The following is a 17,318-nucleotide window of genomic DNA, read 5'->3' on the forward strand; positions in this document are numbered from 1 at the left end:
TGATCAGTTCTTGCCGCTCTTGTAATCCTGAATTTTCTTATTAGCCATATCCTGAATGTCCTGCAGGGAGCTTTCAAGATCCTGATCTTTCAGCCACAGTGCCTCGAATTTGGATGTGATATCCTGGCTGAGACCCGGAATGCCCGCCTCGAACGGCGTCAGGGAATACCCGATCTCACGAGCATCGAGGAATAACTGGGCATGCTCCGGCAGATTTCCTTCCAGGACCACATCATCCGTGCCTTGTACCGACGGGACCGCATTGCCACCGCCCTGCAGGCGGTAACGTTGACCTTCTTTACTTACATACTCGGAGAAAAAGGTATAGGCTGCTTCCTTATTCTTCGCTGCCTTGTTCATGACCAGGAATGCCGTTGGGATACCGGCCGGCTCGATTTTGTTGCCGGTGTTGGTAGGCCAAGTTACCACGTCATACTCAAGTCCTTGATTCTTCTTGAACAGCGGCAGATACCACCGTCCCGCAGCAACAAATCCGACCTGGTTGGACATAAACATGGCGTCCCCGCCCTGCCCTTTGGGAAGCGTCCCGGAGAACGTAATGTTCTTGGACTTCACGTTGTCGTACAGGAACTTGAAAGCCTCCATTGCCTTGGGATCCGAAGCCGCCACGAAATTCCCCTCGTCATCGTAGACCTGGCCTCCATTCGAGGTAACCCAGCTGTGATAACTGTTCCAGGAATTATCCAGCACGTAGCCGTATTTCTTGCTGTCCCGGATCTTGTCCGACATTTCCTTGAACTTGTCCCAGGTCCATTGTCCATTCGCCTGAAGATCGGCAGGCATCTCGGTTATACCCGCTTCCTTCAGCACCTTCTTGTTGTACCACAACACCATCGGGTTGCAATCCACCGTCACGCCGTAAGTCTGCCCATCCCGCACCGCTGCTCCCCACAAGCCCTCGAAGTAATCCTCCTTCTTGATCAAGCTCTCCGGGGCATCCATGTAGGGGGTTAAATTCTCAATGCTTTGATTCTCGATCAATTTCACGATCAGACCGTCACCGGCGTAAAAAATATCCGGCGCTGTCCCTCCCGTTAATTGGGTTAATATTTTCTGATCATACTCGCCGGGAATTGGAATGAATTCGGCTTCGATATCTGGATGCTTCTTGTTGAAATCCTTGGTCAGCTCCTGGTAGCGGCTAAGCTCTCCGGGATTCCCCCAGCTCGCCCATTTAATCTTGACCTTCTCGCTGCTTCCCGAATCTCCGCCCTCCGTAGTTCCGCCTCCTCCACACGCCTGAAGCATGGATGATAGTAGAAGAATGATTACAAGCAACGACCCTCTTACCTGTTTCCTTGTCATTTCATTTCCTCCATTCAAACCCGATTTAGTTTTGCTGGCACAGCACTTTGTAACCGCTTTAATTATAAAATTTTGGCAAAAAGCATTTGAACGGATTATGTTCCGAAAAAGTGGCTTCTTTTCCGATCTATGAAGTTTTGATCATTTACGGTGCTGTCCCTGGTACTCAGCCGGCGAAATCCCTACCAGCTTCTTGAACAATTTGCTGAAGTATTTCACATCATTAAATCCGGATCGGTCAGCTACTTCATACACTCTGAGCGAGGTCGTGGAGAGCAGCTCCTTGGCGCGTTTCAGTCGAAGGTCGATCACATAATCGATAAAGTTGTGCCCGGTGACGCGCTTGAACATTTCACTAAAATAGTTGCGGCTTACAGCCACGTCGTCCGCCACCTCCTGCAGAGATATGGGCTCGGTAAAGCGGGCGTTAATATATTGAACAGCCTGCAGCACAATCCGCTCATGCAGCGTGGATTCCGGGACGGGGTGACGGATGGCTTCCTCACGCAGCATGCGGAAAGCTTCAAGAACAAGCCCTTTTACCTCCTCCACCGATCGAAGCCGCCCCGCTTCTCCTGCCTGGGGCAGCGCCGGACCGCCAGGGAGATAATGCATGGCCAGCAGTCCCAGAATGCCCTCTGCTTCTTTAAGAACCGCAGGTTTGTTCATCCTTCCAGGCTTCCAGCGCTCCATGATCGCCTGCAGCTCCACTTCGCTTTTATCCATATTCCCAACAGCCAGCCCCGCTCTAAAGCCATACAGTCCGGAAGTTGAACCTTCCTGTGCCGATTCGGCATCCACGAGGAGCCTATCCTCCGCATGAAGAATCTGTTTATCCCTATAAAAGAAAAGCCCCTCCAGACTTTCAACGGCTTCTTGAAAAGCCTCATGCAGCTTGCCTATGCTGTTGAAGCCTCGGCTCAGTCCGATGATACAGCGAATTGGCAGCTTGATGCCCGCTTCGCTGACTTCCCGCCTCTCTTCGGGACGCACTGGTACGTAGGCCGCGATCCGGTCCGTTTCCAGCCGCGCTGCCAGCGCTTCCGGGACCTGGTCATATAACAGCTCCAGAAGCCGTTCGATTCTGTCATGCCAATCCTTCTGCTGTCCCCCCGCCGCCCGATCTCCTATGTCGGAATCAAGCTGAAGCACAGCCATCATATAAGAGCCGCCATGACTCCTGGCTTCCAAATCTTCTATCGCATTTGGATCGCCGGATAAGGCCTGAAACAGTATTTTCTCATCGGCCTTCTTCTTGTTCCGCCGCTGCTGCTGCTCATGCTCCGTCAGAATCCGCTGCATCTGCCGCTCCTCTTCCAGCTTCGAACGCATCTGATCGAGTATGGCACCGAGCGAGTCCGGGTCCAGCGTCGGCTTAAGAATATAATCCGATGCGCCAAGCCTGATGCCTTCGCGCACGAATTCGAAATCGCTGTGGCAGCTGAGCAGCAGCACCTTCACCCATGGACACAGCTCTCGGGTCCGGCGGGTCAGCTCCAAGCCATCCATGATGGGCATCGCGATATCGGTGATCAGAATGTCGAGATCCCCGTTCAGAATCCACTTCATTGCCCGCTGTCCATTGGAGGCCTCTCCGACCAGCCGATAACCGTGCTTCTCCCAATCGAAGGTGGATCGAAGTCCTGTACGAGCGATTGCCTCGTCATCCACGAGCAGCACTCTGTACATAAGCGTCCCCCCTTTCCTTGGCAAAGGTGATAGTGACCCGTGTACCTTCGTGTTCCCGGCTCTCCACCCACACTCCGTAGCCGCTGCCATAATACAGCTGGACCGTTTGGTGAACATGACGCAGCCCGATATGGGTCATGCCGTGTTTGGAGTGATCCTGATCATGCGAGAGCAGTCCTGTTATTCGCTCAGGTCTTATGCCGATCCCATTGTCCTCGATCTGTACCAGGACATCCTGCTGCTGCGATGAAATCCTGATCTGAATCACGCCCGTGTCATCCAGCGGCGCAATCCCATGAAAGATCGCATTCTCCACAATTGGCTGCAGCAGCATCCGGGGAATATGGATGTCCTCCATATCCTCAGGACAATCGATCCTTAGTTCAATCTGATGGTCGTAACGATAATTCTGAATAATCATGTATTTACGGAGCTGCTCCAGCTCGTCACCGAGCCGTATGAACACGCCATTGCGCTCCAGGCTCCCCTCCAGCAGATGAACAAGGGCGGTGACCGATTGATCCACGTCGTTAGTCCGGTTAAGCTTGGCCATCCAGCGGATGGAATTCAGCGTATTGTAGAGAAAGTGGGGATTAATCTGGTACCGCAGTGCACGGATTTCCGCTTTTTTCTTCTCGGACTCCTCCGCGGCAATCCGCCTGATCAGCAGATCAATTTGCTCAATCATTTTGTTGAAGCTTCTTCCCAGCTGCCCAATTTCACTGGAACCTACATTCTTGCTCCGGACCGATAGATCTCCTGCTTCGCTTCTGCGCATAAGCCTGCTTAGCTGGACGAGAGGATTGCCAATCCGCCGGGTCATGAAATAACCGATGCCGATCGCTGCGAGGATCGATCCGAAGACAATCCAGACGGTGAAACTCCGGATGCTGGCCGAGTCCGCCGTCAGCTCCTTAAGCGGTACCATCCCAACCACATGCCATCCATTGTTCAGGCGCGACGGAATCATGAGTGTTTTATTGTTGTTCAGGTTATATTCCGTCAGACCCGTCGGCAGTTTGATCTGGGACTGCTTCCCATACATTGAGGGATCGGGATGATAGAAGTAACGGTTCTCATCATTGGCCACGTACATATACCCTGTATCACCGAACTGGACATGGTTTAATTCGTCGATCAGGACATCCCCCATGATCTCGATGAACATCACCCCCACAATCTCCCCCGTATCCCAGCTCCGTATCGCCCTGCCCAGGCCGAATACCGGAAATCCCATTCCCGTCTGCTTCAGGTAGGAGGTATCGGACAGGCCGAACCATACCGCCTGGCCGTTAGCTTCCAGAATCGACTGATACCAAGCGGAATCCCATTGGTCCGGGATGGACATCAGGGAATCGGCACTGAGGACCGAATTGTTCCGCAGCACATCGAATACATACACATCCAATATTTCCGGCGAGTTAATCATGATGGAGGTCAACAGATCCTTTCCCTCCTTCACCTTCAGCGTCAGATCATATTTGCTCATATCCTGATCCTCCAGAATGCCGTGCACCACCTTGCTGTTCAGCACCATCATCGAGGAATCGTCCAGTTTCTTGAAAAACATATTCAGTTTGTCACTGACTTGAGTAATGGTGAGAGAGGCAACTTTACTGACTTGTTCCTCCACAATTGATGCCGATTTGTTGTACGACAGGAAACCCATAATAAGTACCGGGAGTGTGGTGCCGATGAAAAAAAACAAAAACAACTGAATGACAATCGAATGAAGACGATGATATCCCCGCATACAAACTCCCTCCGTTTTGTAAAATGAAAATGATGAATCTTTATTTGATAGCGCTTACATAAATACTTAGCCTTCTTACCTCATTTCCTCCTTCAAGCTCTCCTCTTCCACCTCCTCTACCGTTTGCTTTCCCCCTTCCCGCCTTCTCCCCAAGTCCCCGTATCTGGCATAACCCAGAACTCGCTCTGCTCCCGGGTGTATACATCGTATTATGTTTTAAGATGATTGTCCCTAAGTCGATCTGCTTATGTTTGGAGCCTGTGCTTCACTTCACCGAGGTCATCTCCATATAAAAAAAGAGATGGCCCCGAATAACTCCGGGTCCATCTCTTTGTATTCGTATAATGCCGCCCTTTGGCTTAGTAAGCCAGTGTGAACAAACCGTTGATGTGGGACAGGTAACGCATGTTACTCGCTTCCTTCATCAAGGTTGCAGGCAGACCTTTCAATTGGGTCTTGTTCGCGCCGATCGTACCGATGGCATCTTTACGTCCCAAGCTGCCCAGCGTACCGGAGAATACCGGTGCGAAGGAAGCTGGTGCGCCGCCGTTCAATTGAGCGAACATGTTGTATCCGATCAGCTCGCCCATTTGCCATGCCAGCTGTGCTGTCGGCGGGAACGGACGACCTTCCGGTCCCATAACAACCGCGCTGTCGCCAGCAACATATACGTCAGGGTGGGAAGCGGATTGCAGGAATTCGTTCACAACCGCACGTCCGCGGTTCACTTCGATTCCGCAGTTAGCGACAACGCTGTTGCCTTGTACGCCGCCTGTCCATACCAATGTGCTGGTTTCGATGGTGCTTCCATCTTTCAGCTCAACGGTGGTGCCGTCCATTTTGGTAATAGGCAATCCAGTCAGGAAGTTCACGCCGCGTTTTTGCAGGCTTGTTGTCGCACGGTCAACCAATTCAGCAGGGAAGCCCGGCAGAATGGAAGGAGCAGCTTCAACACAATAGAGCGTGATTTCCTGTGGATCGATACCGTATTTGCGAGCCAGCTCGCTTCTCATATCGGCATATTCACCAACAAGCTCAACGCCGGTCAAACCGCCGCCGCCAACCACGATGGTAGCGTCCGCTTTGTTTTTCGTTTTGCTGTATTCCGCAATGCGGGACTCAACGTGAGCACGCAGACGGTTTGCATCGTTAACAGACTTCAGAATGAAGCTGTTCTCTTGAAGTCCCGGGATACCGAAAAATGCAGTTTCACTGCCCAGAGCGATAACCAGGGCATCATATGTGAAGCTGCCGCCGTCATCGAGGGAAACCGAACGCTCATCCGGCTTGATTTCCTTAACATTGCCGATGCGCAGGTCAACGTTCGCGCCGCGCAGAAGCTTATCCAGCGGCAAAGCTACTGCTTTCTCTGCGATGTTGCCTGCTGCCAGGCGGTGCAATTCCGTAATGATCTGATGGGTTGGGAAACGGTTAATCAGCGTGATTTTTGCAGATGCGCCGAAATGCTCGCGTGCAGAAAGTGCACTAAGCAAGCCGCCGTAGCCTCCGCCCAAAATTAAAATATGTTTAGACATGACCATCCTCCGTTCTTCGTATGATTTATGGATTAACGCTTGTTTTGTTGGTCGCGCTCGTTAAGAACGTCCAAAAAGGCCTGAGCATAGCGAAGACCCTTTTGAACCTGAGGATCTTTCAGCATTTTCATCAGACCAAATACACCGATCTGAGCTTGGTCGCCTTGAGCGTGGACACGGTCCCCGGCTTCGATAGCTGCAGATGCAACGCTTTTTGCTGCTGTCGTTACCGGCTTCGCGAATCCGCTGAGGGAAGCCATAGTGTCTTCCGCAAGCACGGGATCCGTAGCTACGGATTTACCGAAATCATACGCTTTAGTCATGACGGACAGCATTTCCGTAAGTTTAGGAAGATTGTCCACGAGAGTTGTAAGGGATTCCTGAACCTCGGGCTTGAGCAGTTGTTCGAGCAGCACATCAGGACGGCTGGACGCCGCAGCTTCTTGGTTTCCTACAACATTTTCCGGAGTTTCGGACGGTTGTGGAGAAGATGTTTCTGTCATAAAGAATTGCCTCCTTTTCTTTAAGTAAATTCCCAAGATGAACTTGGCGACGATCGAACCGGCTAGGTTTAATTTTGGGATAACCGGTATCTATTATGCATCACTTACAAAAGTGCGAACTTATGGGTGACTCATCTATCGCCAAAAATAAAGCAGGGGGAAGCTTCCCCCTCCTTTATTCTGAAACATTCTTAGGGATTGTGATAAATATCTCTAAGTACTAGTCTATAACTTGTGCAGCATAATTACAAACATAAAATACAAATTTCGACTACAAAGTTAGAACGCGATATTCGCTTTCTTCATATGTCACTCTTGTAACAGGGTGGCCGGAAAAGTCAAGCGCGTCCCGAATCGGAATCCAAGCCGTGCCGCCGATCAGATGCACATCCGATGACACAGGTTTGCCACCTGTTTGATGGGATAACAGCAAGCCCCCCACCGGGTCCGCATCCCAGCGATTCCCTCCAAGCTTCACCTGCACGGTTTTGTTATGAGACTTCCAGGACACGCTTCCGCCAAGCCGCTCCACCAGGGAGCGCAGCGGAACCATCAGCCGGCCGTCCACCAACTTGTATTCACCTGCCGCAAACGCGGTTTCAAGTCCGCCGAATTCCACGGCGAGCGTCCTTCCAGATTCAAAGAGTGCGGAATTGGCAACAACTTCCTGTGTGATCCACTGCTTCGAAGGCTGCGAAGCCTTTCGGGCCGCCTTCTGTGCGGTAAATTGAACAGGCTGCGTTTTTGTCGAAAGCACTTCAAAGGCGTACCCCTGCTTTTTATAATAAGAAATAATGTCCGGCAGAGCCTTCACGCTTTCGCCATGCCCTTTACCATCATGAAGAAGCACAATCGCCTCATTGCCCTTAACTTTTGTGGTTGCCCCTTTTACGATGTCCTTAACCGGGACCCCTTTATACTTGGAATCGCCACTGTCAACATTCCAATCGAATACATGATAGCCACCCTGCTTCATCAATTGAAAATAGGCTTCGTCAAAATGACCTGCCGTGCCCCCTGGTGCTCGCACCAACTGCGGCCGCTCCCCCGTAATCAAGCGGATGACTTCCTCCGTCTTCTTAATCTGCCCCCAGAAATCCTGAAAACGCCCGTAGAGCTGGTCGTAACGATGATCATATGTATGATTCCCGATGGTATGGCCTTCTTCATAGATGCGATTGATAATCTCCGGACGGGTCTCGGCTTCTTTGCCCAGTACAAAAAAAGTGCCTTTAATTCCTTCTCGCTTCAATATATCAAGCACCTCAAGCGTTAAATCCGATGGCCCGTCATCAAAAGTGAGATAAACCGTTTTATCCGTTGGTTTTTTATATGAAACAGGTGCGGCGTTCACAGCGGGTTTGTCCTTGTCTGCCGTAATGACGATGGGCTTGCTTACCTCTTTCCCCTTCATCTGTGCAGCCTGCTGAGGCACTGCCAGGGGTACTGTCGCCAGAGGAGCCTGTTCTACATATATCTCCATCGGCCGCTGGAAGTCCAATCCCGTACCGATCATGATCAGAACAGCCAATACGCCGAAGAATACTGCAATTGATGTTACCCGCACCATGTTTTTCATTATCAACTCTACCTCCATCGTTTCTATGAGTTCGGTTTCCTGATAGATTATATGGGGCGATATTTGAAAAAAGACTAGAATCTGATATTTTCTTGCGAACTTGATTTTAATTCAGATTACTAGTAAACTGAATTTGAGTTCTTCGCTAGCGTTATCTTAATTCCATTATTATAAGAAGCTTCGTTATACAGATTTGGATTGATTCTTGGCCTATTTCGAGATGAGAAGGGATGATAGAAGCTATGGACAACAACTCAACGGTATTCAAACGCGATATTGCAGAGGTCAGAGACGTCGTTCTCCGGCGCAACAGCCCCATCCATGCCGCTGGACCCGTTATTGAATTCGGTAACTGGGCCCAATCCGACCCGTTTCTCGGCATGATGGAAGACAAATTCCAAGCCGGTTCATTCGACGACCATCCCCATCGGGGAATTGAAACCGTTACTTTTGTAATCGACGGAACCCTCGAGCATTATGACAGCGTCTCCGAACAACGCGGGGTGCTTGGGCCCGGTGATGTGCAGTGGATGACTGCCGGCAGCGGCGTCATCCACAACGAAGTCCCTTCCGAGGGCGTAACGGCTCATGTCCTGCAGCTCTGGGTCAATTTGCCCCGTGACCGGAAAATGACCTCCCCTCGCTACCAAAACCTGAAGGGGGCGGAGATGCCGGTCAGACAAGAGGAGGGTGCGATCGCACGGGTCTTTTCCGGTTCATCCGGCCATGTGGTATCCGGGACTAAAAACCATGTTCCGGTTACGATGGTTGAGGCCATCCTTGAGCCTGGCGCTTCCATAGCGCAGGACCTGCCCGGCAGCTACAACGGCTTCATCTATATCCTTGAGGGCAGCGGAACCTTCGGAAGCCAAGGTGTGACTGCCTCCCAGAATCAGGTGCTGTGGCTGGGTGCCGGAATTGATGGAATGCCAAGTGAAATCCAGGCAACGGCTGTGGAGCCCCTCCGCTTCGTGCTGTATGCAGGCGAACCCTTGAAGGAACCCGTGGCCGCACGCGGCCCCTTTGTCATGAATACGGAAGAAGAAGTGAATGAAGCGTTCCGCGAATACCGGATGGGTACGTTCTTGAAGCATTGATCCCTCCCACCCGGTCTATTCCTCCGGTCCTATTTTCTCAAAAGAACGGTCCCTTATTATGCCTGTCCAGGCATGCTGAGGGACCGTTCTTCATATAGCTTATGACAGCACGGCTGTGAGAACCGATTCGACATGACCTTTTACTTTAACCTTCCGCCACTCCCCTGTCATCTTCCCGTTCTCATCAATCAAAAAGGTGGAGCGTATAATGCCCATATACTCACGGCCGAACATCTTCTTCATCTGCCAGACGCCAAACATCTCGCTTACCTTATGCTCCTCATCAGACAGAAGCAAATAGGGCAGGCTATGCTTATCCATAAATTTGGCATGAGATTTCAGCGGATCCGGGCTGATTCCGATTACGACCGCACCCGCCTCTTTCAAGGCACCATAATGGTCACGGAAGCTGCAAGCCTCCTCGGTACAGGTCGGCGTCATATCTTTCGGATAAAAGAACAGCACGACTTTGCGTCCACGAAAATCGCTTAAAGATACCTTCTCCCCATTCGAAGCCGGAAGTGAAAAGTCCGGCACCTGGCTTCCGATTGTCAATTGCGTTTGATCTACGATAAGGCTTCAACTCCTGCTGTACGGACCTTATGGCCCGTAAAATTGATTGTCTTTTCGAAAAAAATTATAATAGAATGAATGTCGAATATTCAAATGTTCTATCGAATTTATTCATCAGCGTAATCCGAAAGGAAGAACACAATGACCAAAAAAACAAAGAAGACGATTATATGGAGTGTAAGCATCGTGCTCGCAGCTGTCATTGGCTACGGCATTTATTATGCAGTTTCATTCTACGACGGCTTGCACAGTCTTCAAAAATCAGGCGAATCCTCCCCTTTCCGGGAACTTGAAAAAGTGGATGCCAAAGCCCCTGCCCCACCGGAGTGGGAAGGAACGGAGACCGTTAACATTTTGCTCATGGGTGTCGATGCCCGCGGATTTGAGGAAGGTGAAATCCCTCGCTCCGACAGTATGCTTGTTGCCTCAATTGATCCCGTAGCCAAGAAAATGCACTTATTCTCTATTTTGCGCGATACTTACGTAGAAATACCTGGATATGATCGAAACCGGATCAATACGGCAATTACGCACGGTCCGAATACGGCGATGAAGGCCGTAGGCGATTTGCTTGGTATCCCGGTTCAATACTATGTCTATACGGATTTTCAAGGTTTTATGAAGTTGGTTGATTCCGTCGGCGGCGTTGATTTCTATGTTGAGAAGGACATGAATTATTCCAGTAAAGCAGATAAAAATGAATACGACATTGAACTTAAAGAAGGCATGCAGCATCTTGATGGTAATGCGGCGCTGCAATACGTCCGCTTCCGCTATGATGCGATGGGCGACTTCACTCGAACCGAGCGTCAGCGCGAGCTCCTGAAGGCCGTAGCCAAGAAAATGCAGACCACCACATCAATCATGAAGCTGCCGGAGATTCTGAAATCCGTCAGCCCGTATATTGATACCAACCTCGATGTCGAGGATATGTGGAAACTCGCCAATGTCGCCTATAAGAGCAAAATGAGCGGCAGTGAGCAGGTTCCTCCGATGAAACTTCTGAAAGAAGAAACCATTGGAGGCGCAGCCGTCTTAACCGTTGGCAATCCGGATACGCTGAAGCAGTATATCCAGGATATCATGAATCCGCCGGTGCCTGATCCAGAGACCGAGGGCAGCGAGAGCACGGAAAGTGATCCTGCCAGCAGTTCTTCCGACAGCATCGCTACTCCATCCACAACAACAGACCGCAATTAACACCCTATACCGCATCAGGACAGGTCGCTACTTCATTCAGCAACCTGTCCTGATTCATGAAGAAAGGAAGTTTTAGTCTAATGTCCACATCCAGAAACCATTCAGAAACCCTGTATCAAGAAGCACTCCAGCATATCGTTGGAGGCGTGAACAGTCCCTCCCGATCGTTCAAAGCCGTGGGAGGCGGTGCCCCTGTCTTCATGAAGCGCGCAAACGGAGCCCACTTCTGGGACGTGGACGGCAACCGCTATATTGATTATCTGGCGGCTTACGGCCCGATCATAACGGGACATGCCCATCCGCATATTACAGCCGCCATTACAGCCGCTGCCCAAAATGGCACTTTATACGGTACACCGACCGAGCTTGAGATTACCTTGGCTAAAATGCTGAAGGAAGCCATCCCCTCCATGGACAAGGTACGTTTTGTCAACTCCGGCACCGAGGCTGTCATGACCACGATCCGTGTAGCCCGAGCATATACCAAGCGCAACAAAATCATCAAGTTTGCGGGCTGCTACCACGGCCATTCGGATCTTGTCCTTGTAGCCGCAGGTTCAGGTCCGTCCACGCTCGGAATCCCAGACAGTGCCGGAATTCCGAGCAGCATCGCTTCGGAAGTGATTACGGTTCCGTTCAATGATCTGGAAGGCCTGCGCGCTGCCCTGGACCGATGGGGCGATGATGTTGCTGCCGTCATGGTGGAACCGATTGTCGGCAACTTCGGCATGGTCATGCCGAAGCCGGGATTCCTGGAGGGGTTATGCCAGATGACTCACGATAATGGTTCCCTTGTCATCTATGACGAGGTCATCAGCGCCTTCCGCTTCCACTACGGCTCCAGCCAAACCTACGCGGGCCTGGCTAACCACGAGGCTATACAGCCCGACCTTACAGCACTTGGCAAAATCATCGGCGGCGGGCTGCCGATCGGCGCGTATGGCGGCCGCAAGCACGTGATGGAGCAGGTCGCTCCGCTGGGCCCTGCTTATCAGGCTGGAACCATGGCGGGCAACCCCGCTTCCATCGCAGCCGGAATCGCCTGTCTGGAGGTTCTGCAGGGTGATGGGGTTTACGAGGAAATGGAACGATTGACAATCAAGCTGACGGAAGGCTTGCAGGCTTCCGCGGACCGCTACGGCATTCCGCTGACCATCAACCGGATCCGCGGCTCCTTCTCCACCCACTTCTGCGATCATCCGGTTACGAACTATGATGAAGCGCAAGACACCGACGGCGAAGCGTTCGCTGCCTTCTTCCGCCACATGCTGGACCGCGGCGTGAACCTGGCTCCTTCCAAATACGAGGCCTGGTTTATGACAACGGCCCATACGGATACGGACATCGAGGCCACGCTGGTTGCTGCGGAGGAATCATTTAAGGCCATGAAGAATTAATCCTATATATCCAAAAAGACGCAAGGAGGTACGCCCATGAAAAAACACCTAAACAAGTTATAACAGGCTTCCTATCCATGCGGTGCTTCTACGGTCCGAATTCGTGGACCTCCTGCCTGTCCGATTCGAATAAAGCTGCTCTAAAAATATGAATACGGAGGCATGGATAACATGAGAAGCGAACAAGAGATGATTGATTTGGTACTGGGCTATGCAGCCCGTGACGAACGGGTTCGGGCCGTGACCCTGGAAGGATCCAGAACGAATCCGAATGTGCCCAAGGATATATTTCAGGATTATGATATCAGCTTTCATGTAACGGACATGGACAGCTTCATTCAAGATCCGAATTGGATCGGTGTTTTCGGGGAACGGATAATTCTGCAGACGCCGGAAGACATGGCTATGTTTCCCCCTGATCTGGGAGGCTGGTTCTCGTACCTGATGTTATTTACCGACGGCAACCGGATTGACATGACCCTGATTCCCATCGAGGAGAAGGAGAAATACTGCAAGGAAGACAAACTGATCCAGATCTTAATGGATAAAGATCAAATCTTTCCCAAGATTCCTGCTCCTTCCGACGAGGATTTCTGGGTACAGCGTCCGTCAGCAGCCTTTTTCGAGGATTGCTGCAACGAGTTCTGGTGGGTATCCACGTATGTCGCCAAGGGCTTGTGGCGGGCAGAAATCCTGTATGCCCAGGATCATCTTCACAACATCATGCGGCCGATGCTGATGAAAATGCTGGAGTGGCAGGTAGGAACCCAGACCGATTTCTCACTCAGCGTAGGCAAGAACGGCAAGTACTTGAACAAGCACCTGTCTGCGGACAGCTGGAATGAGCTGATGTCCACCTACCCTCGCGGAACCTACGAAGAGGTATGGGAGGCGCTGTTTACGATGGGAGCGCTGTTCCGCAGAACCGCGCTGGATGTCGCTAAGCAGCTTGGCTTTGACTATGACATGGGGCAGGATCAGCGCGTGAGCGCCTTCCTGCGGCATGTCCGGCAGCTGCCGGCGGATGCACGCGAAATCTACTGATTCTGATTGAAGCAGCGGAAACTGTCGCAGGCTGTTGTGACCCTGCCACACGGAAATGCTACCGATGTTTGCCCCCTGGAAACCGAACAACCCGCTCAAGGAATTCCTTGAGCGGGTTGTTCGTATTTCTCTTTAAAGATAGGCCGACCATCGCCGGTCTCTCTCCTATTTCTGCTCGATTTTGTCGAAGAAGTTCTCCTGTACTAACTTGGCCGTATCGTCCAGCTGCTTCTTGGAGTCCGTGCCTTCCTTCGAGAACGATTCCTGTACGACATTGGACATCGCGGCATAATAGTCCTGCGTGCCAAACTGCGCTTCCGGCTTGCCTTCCAGCAGGCTAAAGAGCTGTGGATCATATTTGTACACGTTGTCGTATTTATCGTAAATCGCTTTTACCTTGGCTGCGTACTCCGAATCATCGCTGAAATATTCAAGCGGTGTCGGAACGAAGTATTTGCCCTCGGCTTTGCGGGCATTGATTGTATCCTCCACTGATTTCAGAGCATCATCCGTAAAATAATCAAACGTAATGTAACGGAATGCCATTTCCTGCTCATCCTTCGTGGCGTTCGGGTTGATAACCAGGTAGTTACCGCCCAGAATCCCGTGATGTGCTCCGCCCTTCTCCATAGCTGGCATTGGATAAGCGATCACATCCTCAGGCTTCATGCCGCCTTCATTCAACGCAGGCTGGATCACGTCAAATGCACCTGCAATGACCATAGCCGTACGTCCTTGCTGGAACGAACTGACAGCATCGCCCCAACCGAGAGCCCAGTCCTGGGGAATGGCATTTCCTTCCCATCTCAGTTTCTTGTAGAAATCCAGTGCCTTCACGCCGGCTTCCGAATTAAACACGGCCTTCACTTTACCGTCCTCGTTCACTTCGATATCCCCGCCGGCTTCGAACAGGAAGTTGGTCCAGTTCCAGCCTGCCTCATTGCCTTTGCCCATTGGCGCAATACCGGATATACCTGCCTTCGGATCAGCGGCACCCTTCGCCGTGTTGTACATATCGTCCCACGTCCAATCCATCGGCGGCAATGCTACTCCCTTCGCGTCCAGCAGTTTCTTGTTCACGATGGTTGACGTGATGTATCCGTTCTGCGTAACGCCGTACACCTTGCCGTCTACGATAAATTGCTCCTGCAGCACAGGGTTCATGTCGTCCTTGTACTCCCAGTTGTTCCAGAACTCCGTAATGTCGGCTACCCAGCCCCGCTCCACGAGCAGCTGCGCCTCTGTAGCCCAGGTGTTATAAAATGTCGGTGCTTCGTTCGAAGCCATCTTTACCCCAATTTCATTGACGCTGTACTGCCAGTCATCCTTCACAATCGTCACGTTTGGATACTTCGCCTGGAAACGCGCGATTTTATCATCCTCCTGCTGACGCAGTGTGGTATCGTCCGGCAGCGGATAGTGAATCTTGATCGTTACTTTTTTATCCGCGACATCCTCTTTCGGCTCTTCATTCTGTGTCGTGGTTGTCCCCCCTGTATTGGTGGTCCCTCCCTCTTTACTGGTGACCTCCGGAGCTGCTTTGCCGCCGCCGCACGCTGCAAGCAAGGAGCTGAACAGCATAAGGCAAATCAGTAGTGCTGAGAACTTGCGCATGGATACTCCCCTTTTCCTTATTGAAATAATATGTTCTTTCCTATCTCCATCATAAAAGCGGAACGCTGAAAGAACGATGTGCATTCATATGACGATCATGTGCAGGCCTACGATCATGCAAACGCTATTTCTACCCTTTGACGGCCGAGAGGCTGACGCTGCGCATGATAAAATTCTGGAACAGCAGAAACACAAAGATAGGCGGCACCATCACCATGAACAGGATTGTGAATTTAATGCTGCTGTCCAGGTTCCGTGCATTGATCACATACTTGTAGATGGCTGTTGCCAGTGTGTATTTGTCCTGTGTCTGCATCACAAGGGACGGCCAGAACCAATCATTCCACGCAGTCGAGAAAATAAAAATCGCAAGCGTTGCAAAAATCGGGACCGACAGCGGAATCGCGATACGCAGAAAGCTGCTGATCTCCGAAGCGCCGTCGATGCGCGCCGCCTCGAATATCTCGGGATGAATCCCATCGAAGAAGTTTTTGATCAACAGGAAGAAGTAAGCGTTCGCCCCTGCCGGCAGCCAGAACGCCCAGTAGGAATTCAGCAGCCCCAGCTCCTTCAAATTGACGAAATTCGGAATCATATAACTCGATGCCGGTATAAACAAGGTCATGAGAATGAAGAAATAAATCGCCCGGTGATACGGAACTTTAATGCGCGAAATGCTGAATGCCGCAAGGCCCAATACCAGAATGGTCACCAGCAAATTACCGCCAAAAATAAACAGCGTATTCTTGAGAAACATCGGCAGATCAATGTAATCCCACCCCTTCGGGAAGTTATCCCAATGCCACTCCGAAGGGAAAAATCGCGGAGGAAACGTGTTGATCTCCTGGTTGCTCTTCAGGCCGTTGAACATCGTCATGCCGATCGGATACAGCATCGTAAAAGCCATTGCCGCAATACACAGCACCATAAAGCCGTAAACCACTTGATTCAAGGGTTTTCTCAAATCCGAAGTCGATAATATGCCTCTCTCTTTCATCCTAGTACTCCTCCCTGTTCATCTTGAATTGCAGGATGCCAAGTATGCTCAGCACGAGGAACATCAAGACGCCCATTGCGGTTCCCGCCCCGTAATCCAGCTGGTTAAACGCATATTTTACGGTGAGGAGAGCATAGGTGAGCGTGGCCTTGTTCGGACCACCGTCCAGCATCGCGAGCTGCGATTGATACGCCTGTGAAGTACCGATCAGCTGCAGAATCAGCATGAGTATAATCAGATTGCGCATCGAGGGAAGCGTAATATATTTGATCCGGGCCCATACGCCCGCACCGTCGATTTCGGCGGCTTCATACCAATCTTTAGGTATGCTGAGCACCCCCGCCAGATAGATCAGCATTGCCGAGCCGAATTGCTGCCACGTTTCCATCACGACCAGTGCCACCATCGAGAAGCGGCTATCCGATATAAACGATACCGGCTCTGCCCCGAAGAAGCCAAACAAGGCATTGATCGGACCTACCGGATCATACATCCATCTCCACATGCCGTAGAGCACGACACCGGGTACAACAAACGGAAGATAAGCCGCGATCCGGGCGAAGCCCTGGAACAGCTTCAGCTCCGAGATGGCAATGGAAGCCGCTATCGGCACCCAGAAGCCGATCACAAACGTTAACAGCATGAAATAGAGTGTATTACGAACGGAAAGCAGCAGGTCGGGATTACTCAGAACGTTGGCGTAATTATCCAACCCGACGAAGGTGTTTCCTTTGACAAAATCGATATGAAAAAAGCTGTAAAAGATCCCTTTAAATATCGGCACCCATAAAAACACGATAAAGATCGCAATAGCCGGAACGAGGAATAAATACCCCCATAAATACTTCCTCCACAGCGGCTTTCGCTTGTGCTCCTGCCGGGTACGATGACCGGGCTCCGTCAGAGCCTGGCCTTGTGACATGACCGTTTCTTCCATCAGACTCCCTCATTCCTTTATTTAATGTCTAGCTTTTATTTTAAAAAAGCAGGGGAGCCTTCGAACATGTCTAA

At 51.1% G+C, this 17,318-nt stretch carries 14 protein-coding genes; 4 read left to right on the forward strand and 10 right to left on the reverse strand.

The window, feature by feature from the left end; translation table 11 throughout:
• Window positions 1-3: 3 nt before the first annotated feature.
• The 6 genes from WDY75_RS26495 to WDY75_RS26520 all read right to left on the reverse strand — a co-directional run bounded on the left by WDY75_RS26495 (window position 4) and on the right by WDY75_RS26520 (window position 8,385).
• On the reverse strand, window positions 4-1,326 hold the full coding sequence (locus WDY75_RS26495; protein WP_063478578.1) for a sugar ABC transporter substrate-binding protein: 1,323 nt from the start codon (window positions 1,324-1,326) through the stop codon (window positions 4-6).
• Between the two features lie 141 nt (window positions 1,327-1,467).
• The gene (locus tag WDY75_RS26500; protein WP_063478577.1) at window positions 1,468-3,015 is read right to left on the reverse strand and encodes a response regulator; all 1,548 of its coding nucleotides are present in this window, start codon (window positions 3,013-3,015) and stop codon (window positions 1,468-1,470) included.
• Window positions 2,990-4,768: a sensor histidine kinase gene (locus WDY75_RS26505; protein WP_006208236.1), complete on the reverse strand. Its 1,779-nt coding sequence runs from the start codon at window positions 4,766-4,768 to the stop codon at window positions 2,990-2,992. Before WDY75_RS26505 ends, WDY75_RS26500 begins: the two co-directional genes overlap by 26 nt.
• Window positions 4,769-5,127: 359 nt before the next feature.
• A complete protein-coding gene (locus WDY75_RS26510) occupies window positions 5,128-6,303 on the reverse strand; it encodes an NAD(P)/FAD-dependent oxidoreductase (RefSeq protein ID WP_006208235.1) in 1,176 nt (391 codons plus the stop codon).
• Between the two features lie 32 nt (window positions 6,304-6,335).
• Window positions 6,336-6,806, reverse strand: a complete 471-nt coding sequence (locus WDY75_RS26515) for a DUF1641 domain-containing protein (RefSeq protein ID WP_006208234.1) — start codon at window positions 6,804-6,806, stop codon at window positions 6,336-6,338.
• A gap of 271 nt (window positions 6,807-7,077) precedes the next feature.
• Window positions 7,078-8,385, reverse strand: coding sequence for a polysaccharide deacetylase (locus tag WDY75_RS26520; protein WP_063478576.1), 1,308 nt, complete (start codon window positions 8,383-8,385; stop codon window positions 7,078-7,080).
• A 242-nt stretch (window positions 8,386-8,627) separates the two neighbouring features.
• On the opposite strand from WDY75_RS26520, the gene WDY75_RS26525 reads away from it, so the two are divergent.
• The gene (locus WDY75_RS26525) at window positions 8,628-9,482 is read left to right on the forward strand and encodes a pirin family protein (RefSeq protein WP_063478575.1); all 855 of its coding nucleotides are present in this window, start codon (window positions 8,628-8,630) and stop codon (window positions 9,480-9,482) included.
• A gap of 99 nt (window positions 9,483-9,581) precedes the next feature.
• Here the strand turns inward: WDY75_RS26525 and bcp are convergent, their stop codons facing one another.
• Window positions 9,582-10,037: a thioredoxin-dependent thiol peroxidase gene (bcp, locus tag WDY75_RS26530; protein ID WP_197477089.1), complete on the reverse strand. Its 456-nt coding sequence runs from the start codon at window positions 10,035-10,037 to the stop codon at window positions 9,582-9,584.
• A 159-nt stretch (window positions 10,038-10,196) separates the two neighbouring features.
• Here bcp and WDY75_RS26535 point away from each other — a divergent pair, with 159 nt between their 5' ends.
• From WDY75_RS26535 to WDY75_RS26545, 3 genes are all read left to right on the forward strand, one after another.
• The gene (locus WDY75_RS26535; protein WP_006208230.1) at window positions 10,197-11,255 is read left to right on the forward strand and encodes an LCP family protein; all 1,059 of its coding nucleotides are present in this window, start codon (window positions 10,197-10,199) and stop codon (window positions 11,253-11,255) included.
• A gap of 80 nt (window positions 11,256-11,335) precedes the next feature.
• Window positions 11,336-12,652 (forward strand): glutamate-1-semialdehyde 2,1-aminomutase, encoded by a 1,317-nt coding sequence (locus WDY75_RS26540; RefSeq protein WP_006208229.1) that lies wholly within the window; start codon window positions 11,336-11,338, stop codon window positions 12,650-12,652.
• A 171-nt stretch (window positions 12,653-12,823) separates the two neighbouring features.
• Window positions 12,824-13,696 (forward strand): aminoglycoside 6-adenylyltransferase, encoded by an 873-nt coding sequence (locus tag WDY75_RS26545; protein WP_063478573.1) that lies wholly within the window; start codon window positions 12,824-12,826, stop codon window positions 13,694-13,696.
• 165 nt (window positions 13,697-13,861) lie between these two features.
• On the opposite strand, the gene WDY75_RS26550 is transcribed toward WDY75_RS26545, so the two are convergent.
• The 3 genes from WDY75_RS26550 to WDY75_RS26560 all read right to left on the reverse strand — a co-directional run bounded on the left by WDY75_RS26550 (window position 13,862) and on the right by WDY75_RS26560 (window position 17,244).
• Window positions 13,862-15,310: an ABC transporter substrate-binding protein gene (locus WDY75_RS26550; RefSeq protein ID WP_006208227.1), complete on the reverse strand. Its 1,449-nt coding sequence runs from the start codon at window positions 15,308-15,310 to the stop codon at window positions 13,862-13,864.
• A gap of 130 nt (window positions 15,311-15,440) precedes the next feature.
• Complete coding sequence (locus tag WDY75_RS26555) at window positions 15,441-16,307, reverse strand: carbohydrate ABC transporter permease (protein ID WP_063478572.1); 867 nt, start codon at window positions 16,305-16,307, stop codon at window positions 15,441-15,443.
• A 1-nt stretch (window position 16,308) separates the two neighbouring features.
• Window positions 16,309-17,244 carry a carbohydrate ABC transporter permease gene (locus WDY75_RS26560; protein WP_036638783.1) on the reverse strand — a complete coding sequence of 312 codons (936 nt, stop codon included), beginning with the start codon at window positions 17,242-17,244 and terminating at the stop codon, window positions 16,309-16,311.
• Window positions 17,245-17,318 lie beyond the last annotated feature (74 nt).

The organism is Paenibacillus glucanolyticus (genome assembly GCF_037333485.1).
GTDB lineage: Bacteria > Bacillota > Bacilli > Paenibacillales > Paenibacillaceae > Paenibacillus_AQ > Paenibacillus_AQ glucanolyticus.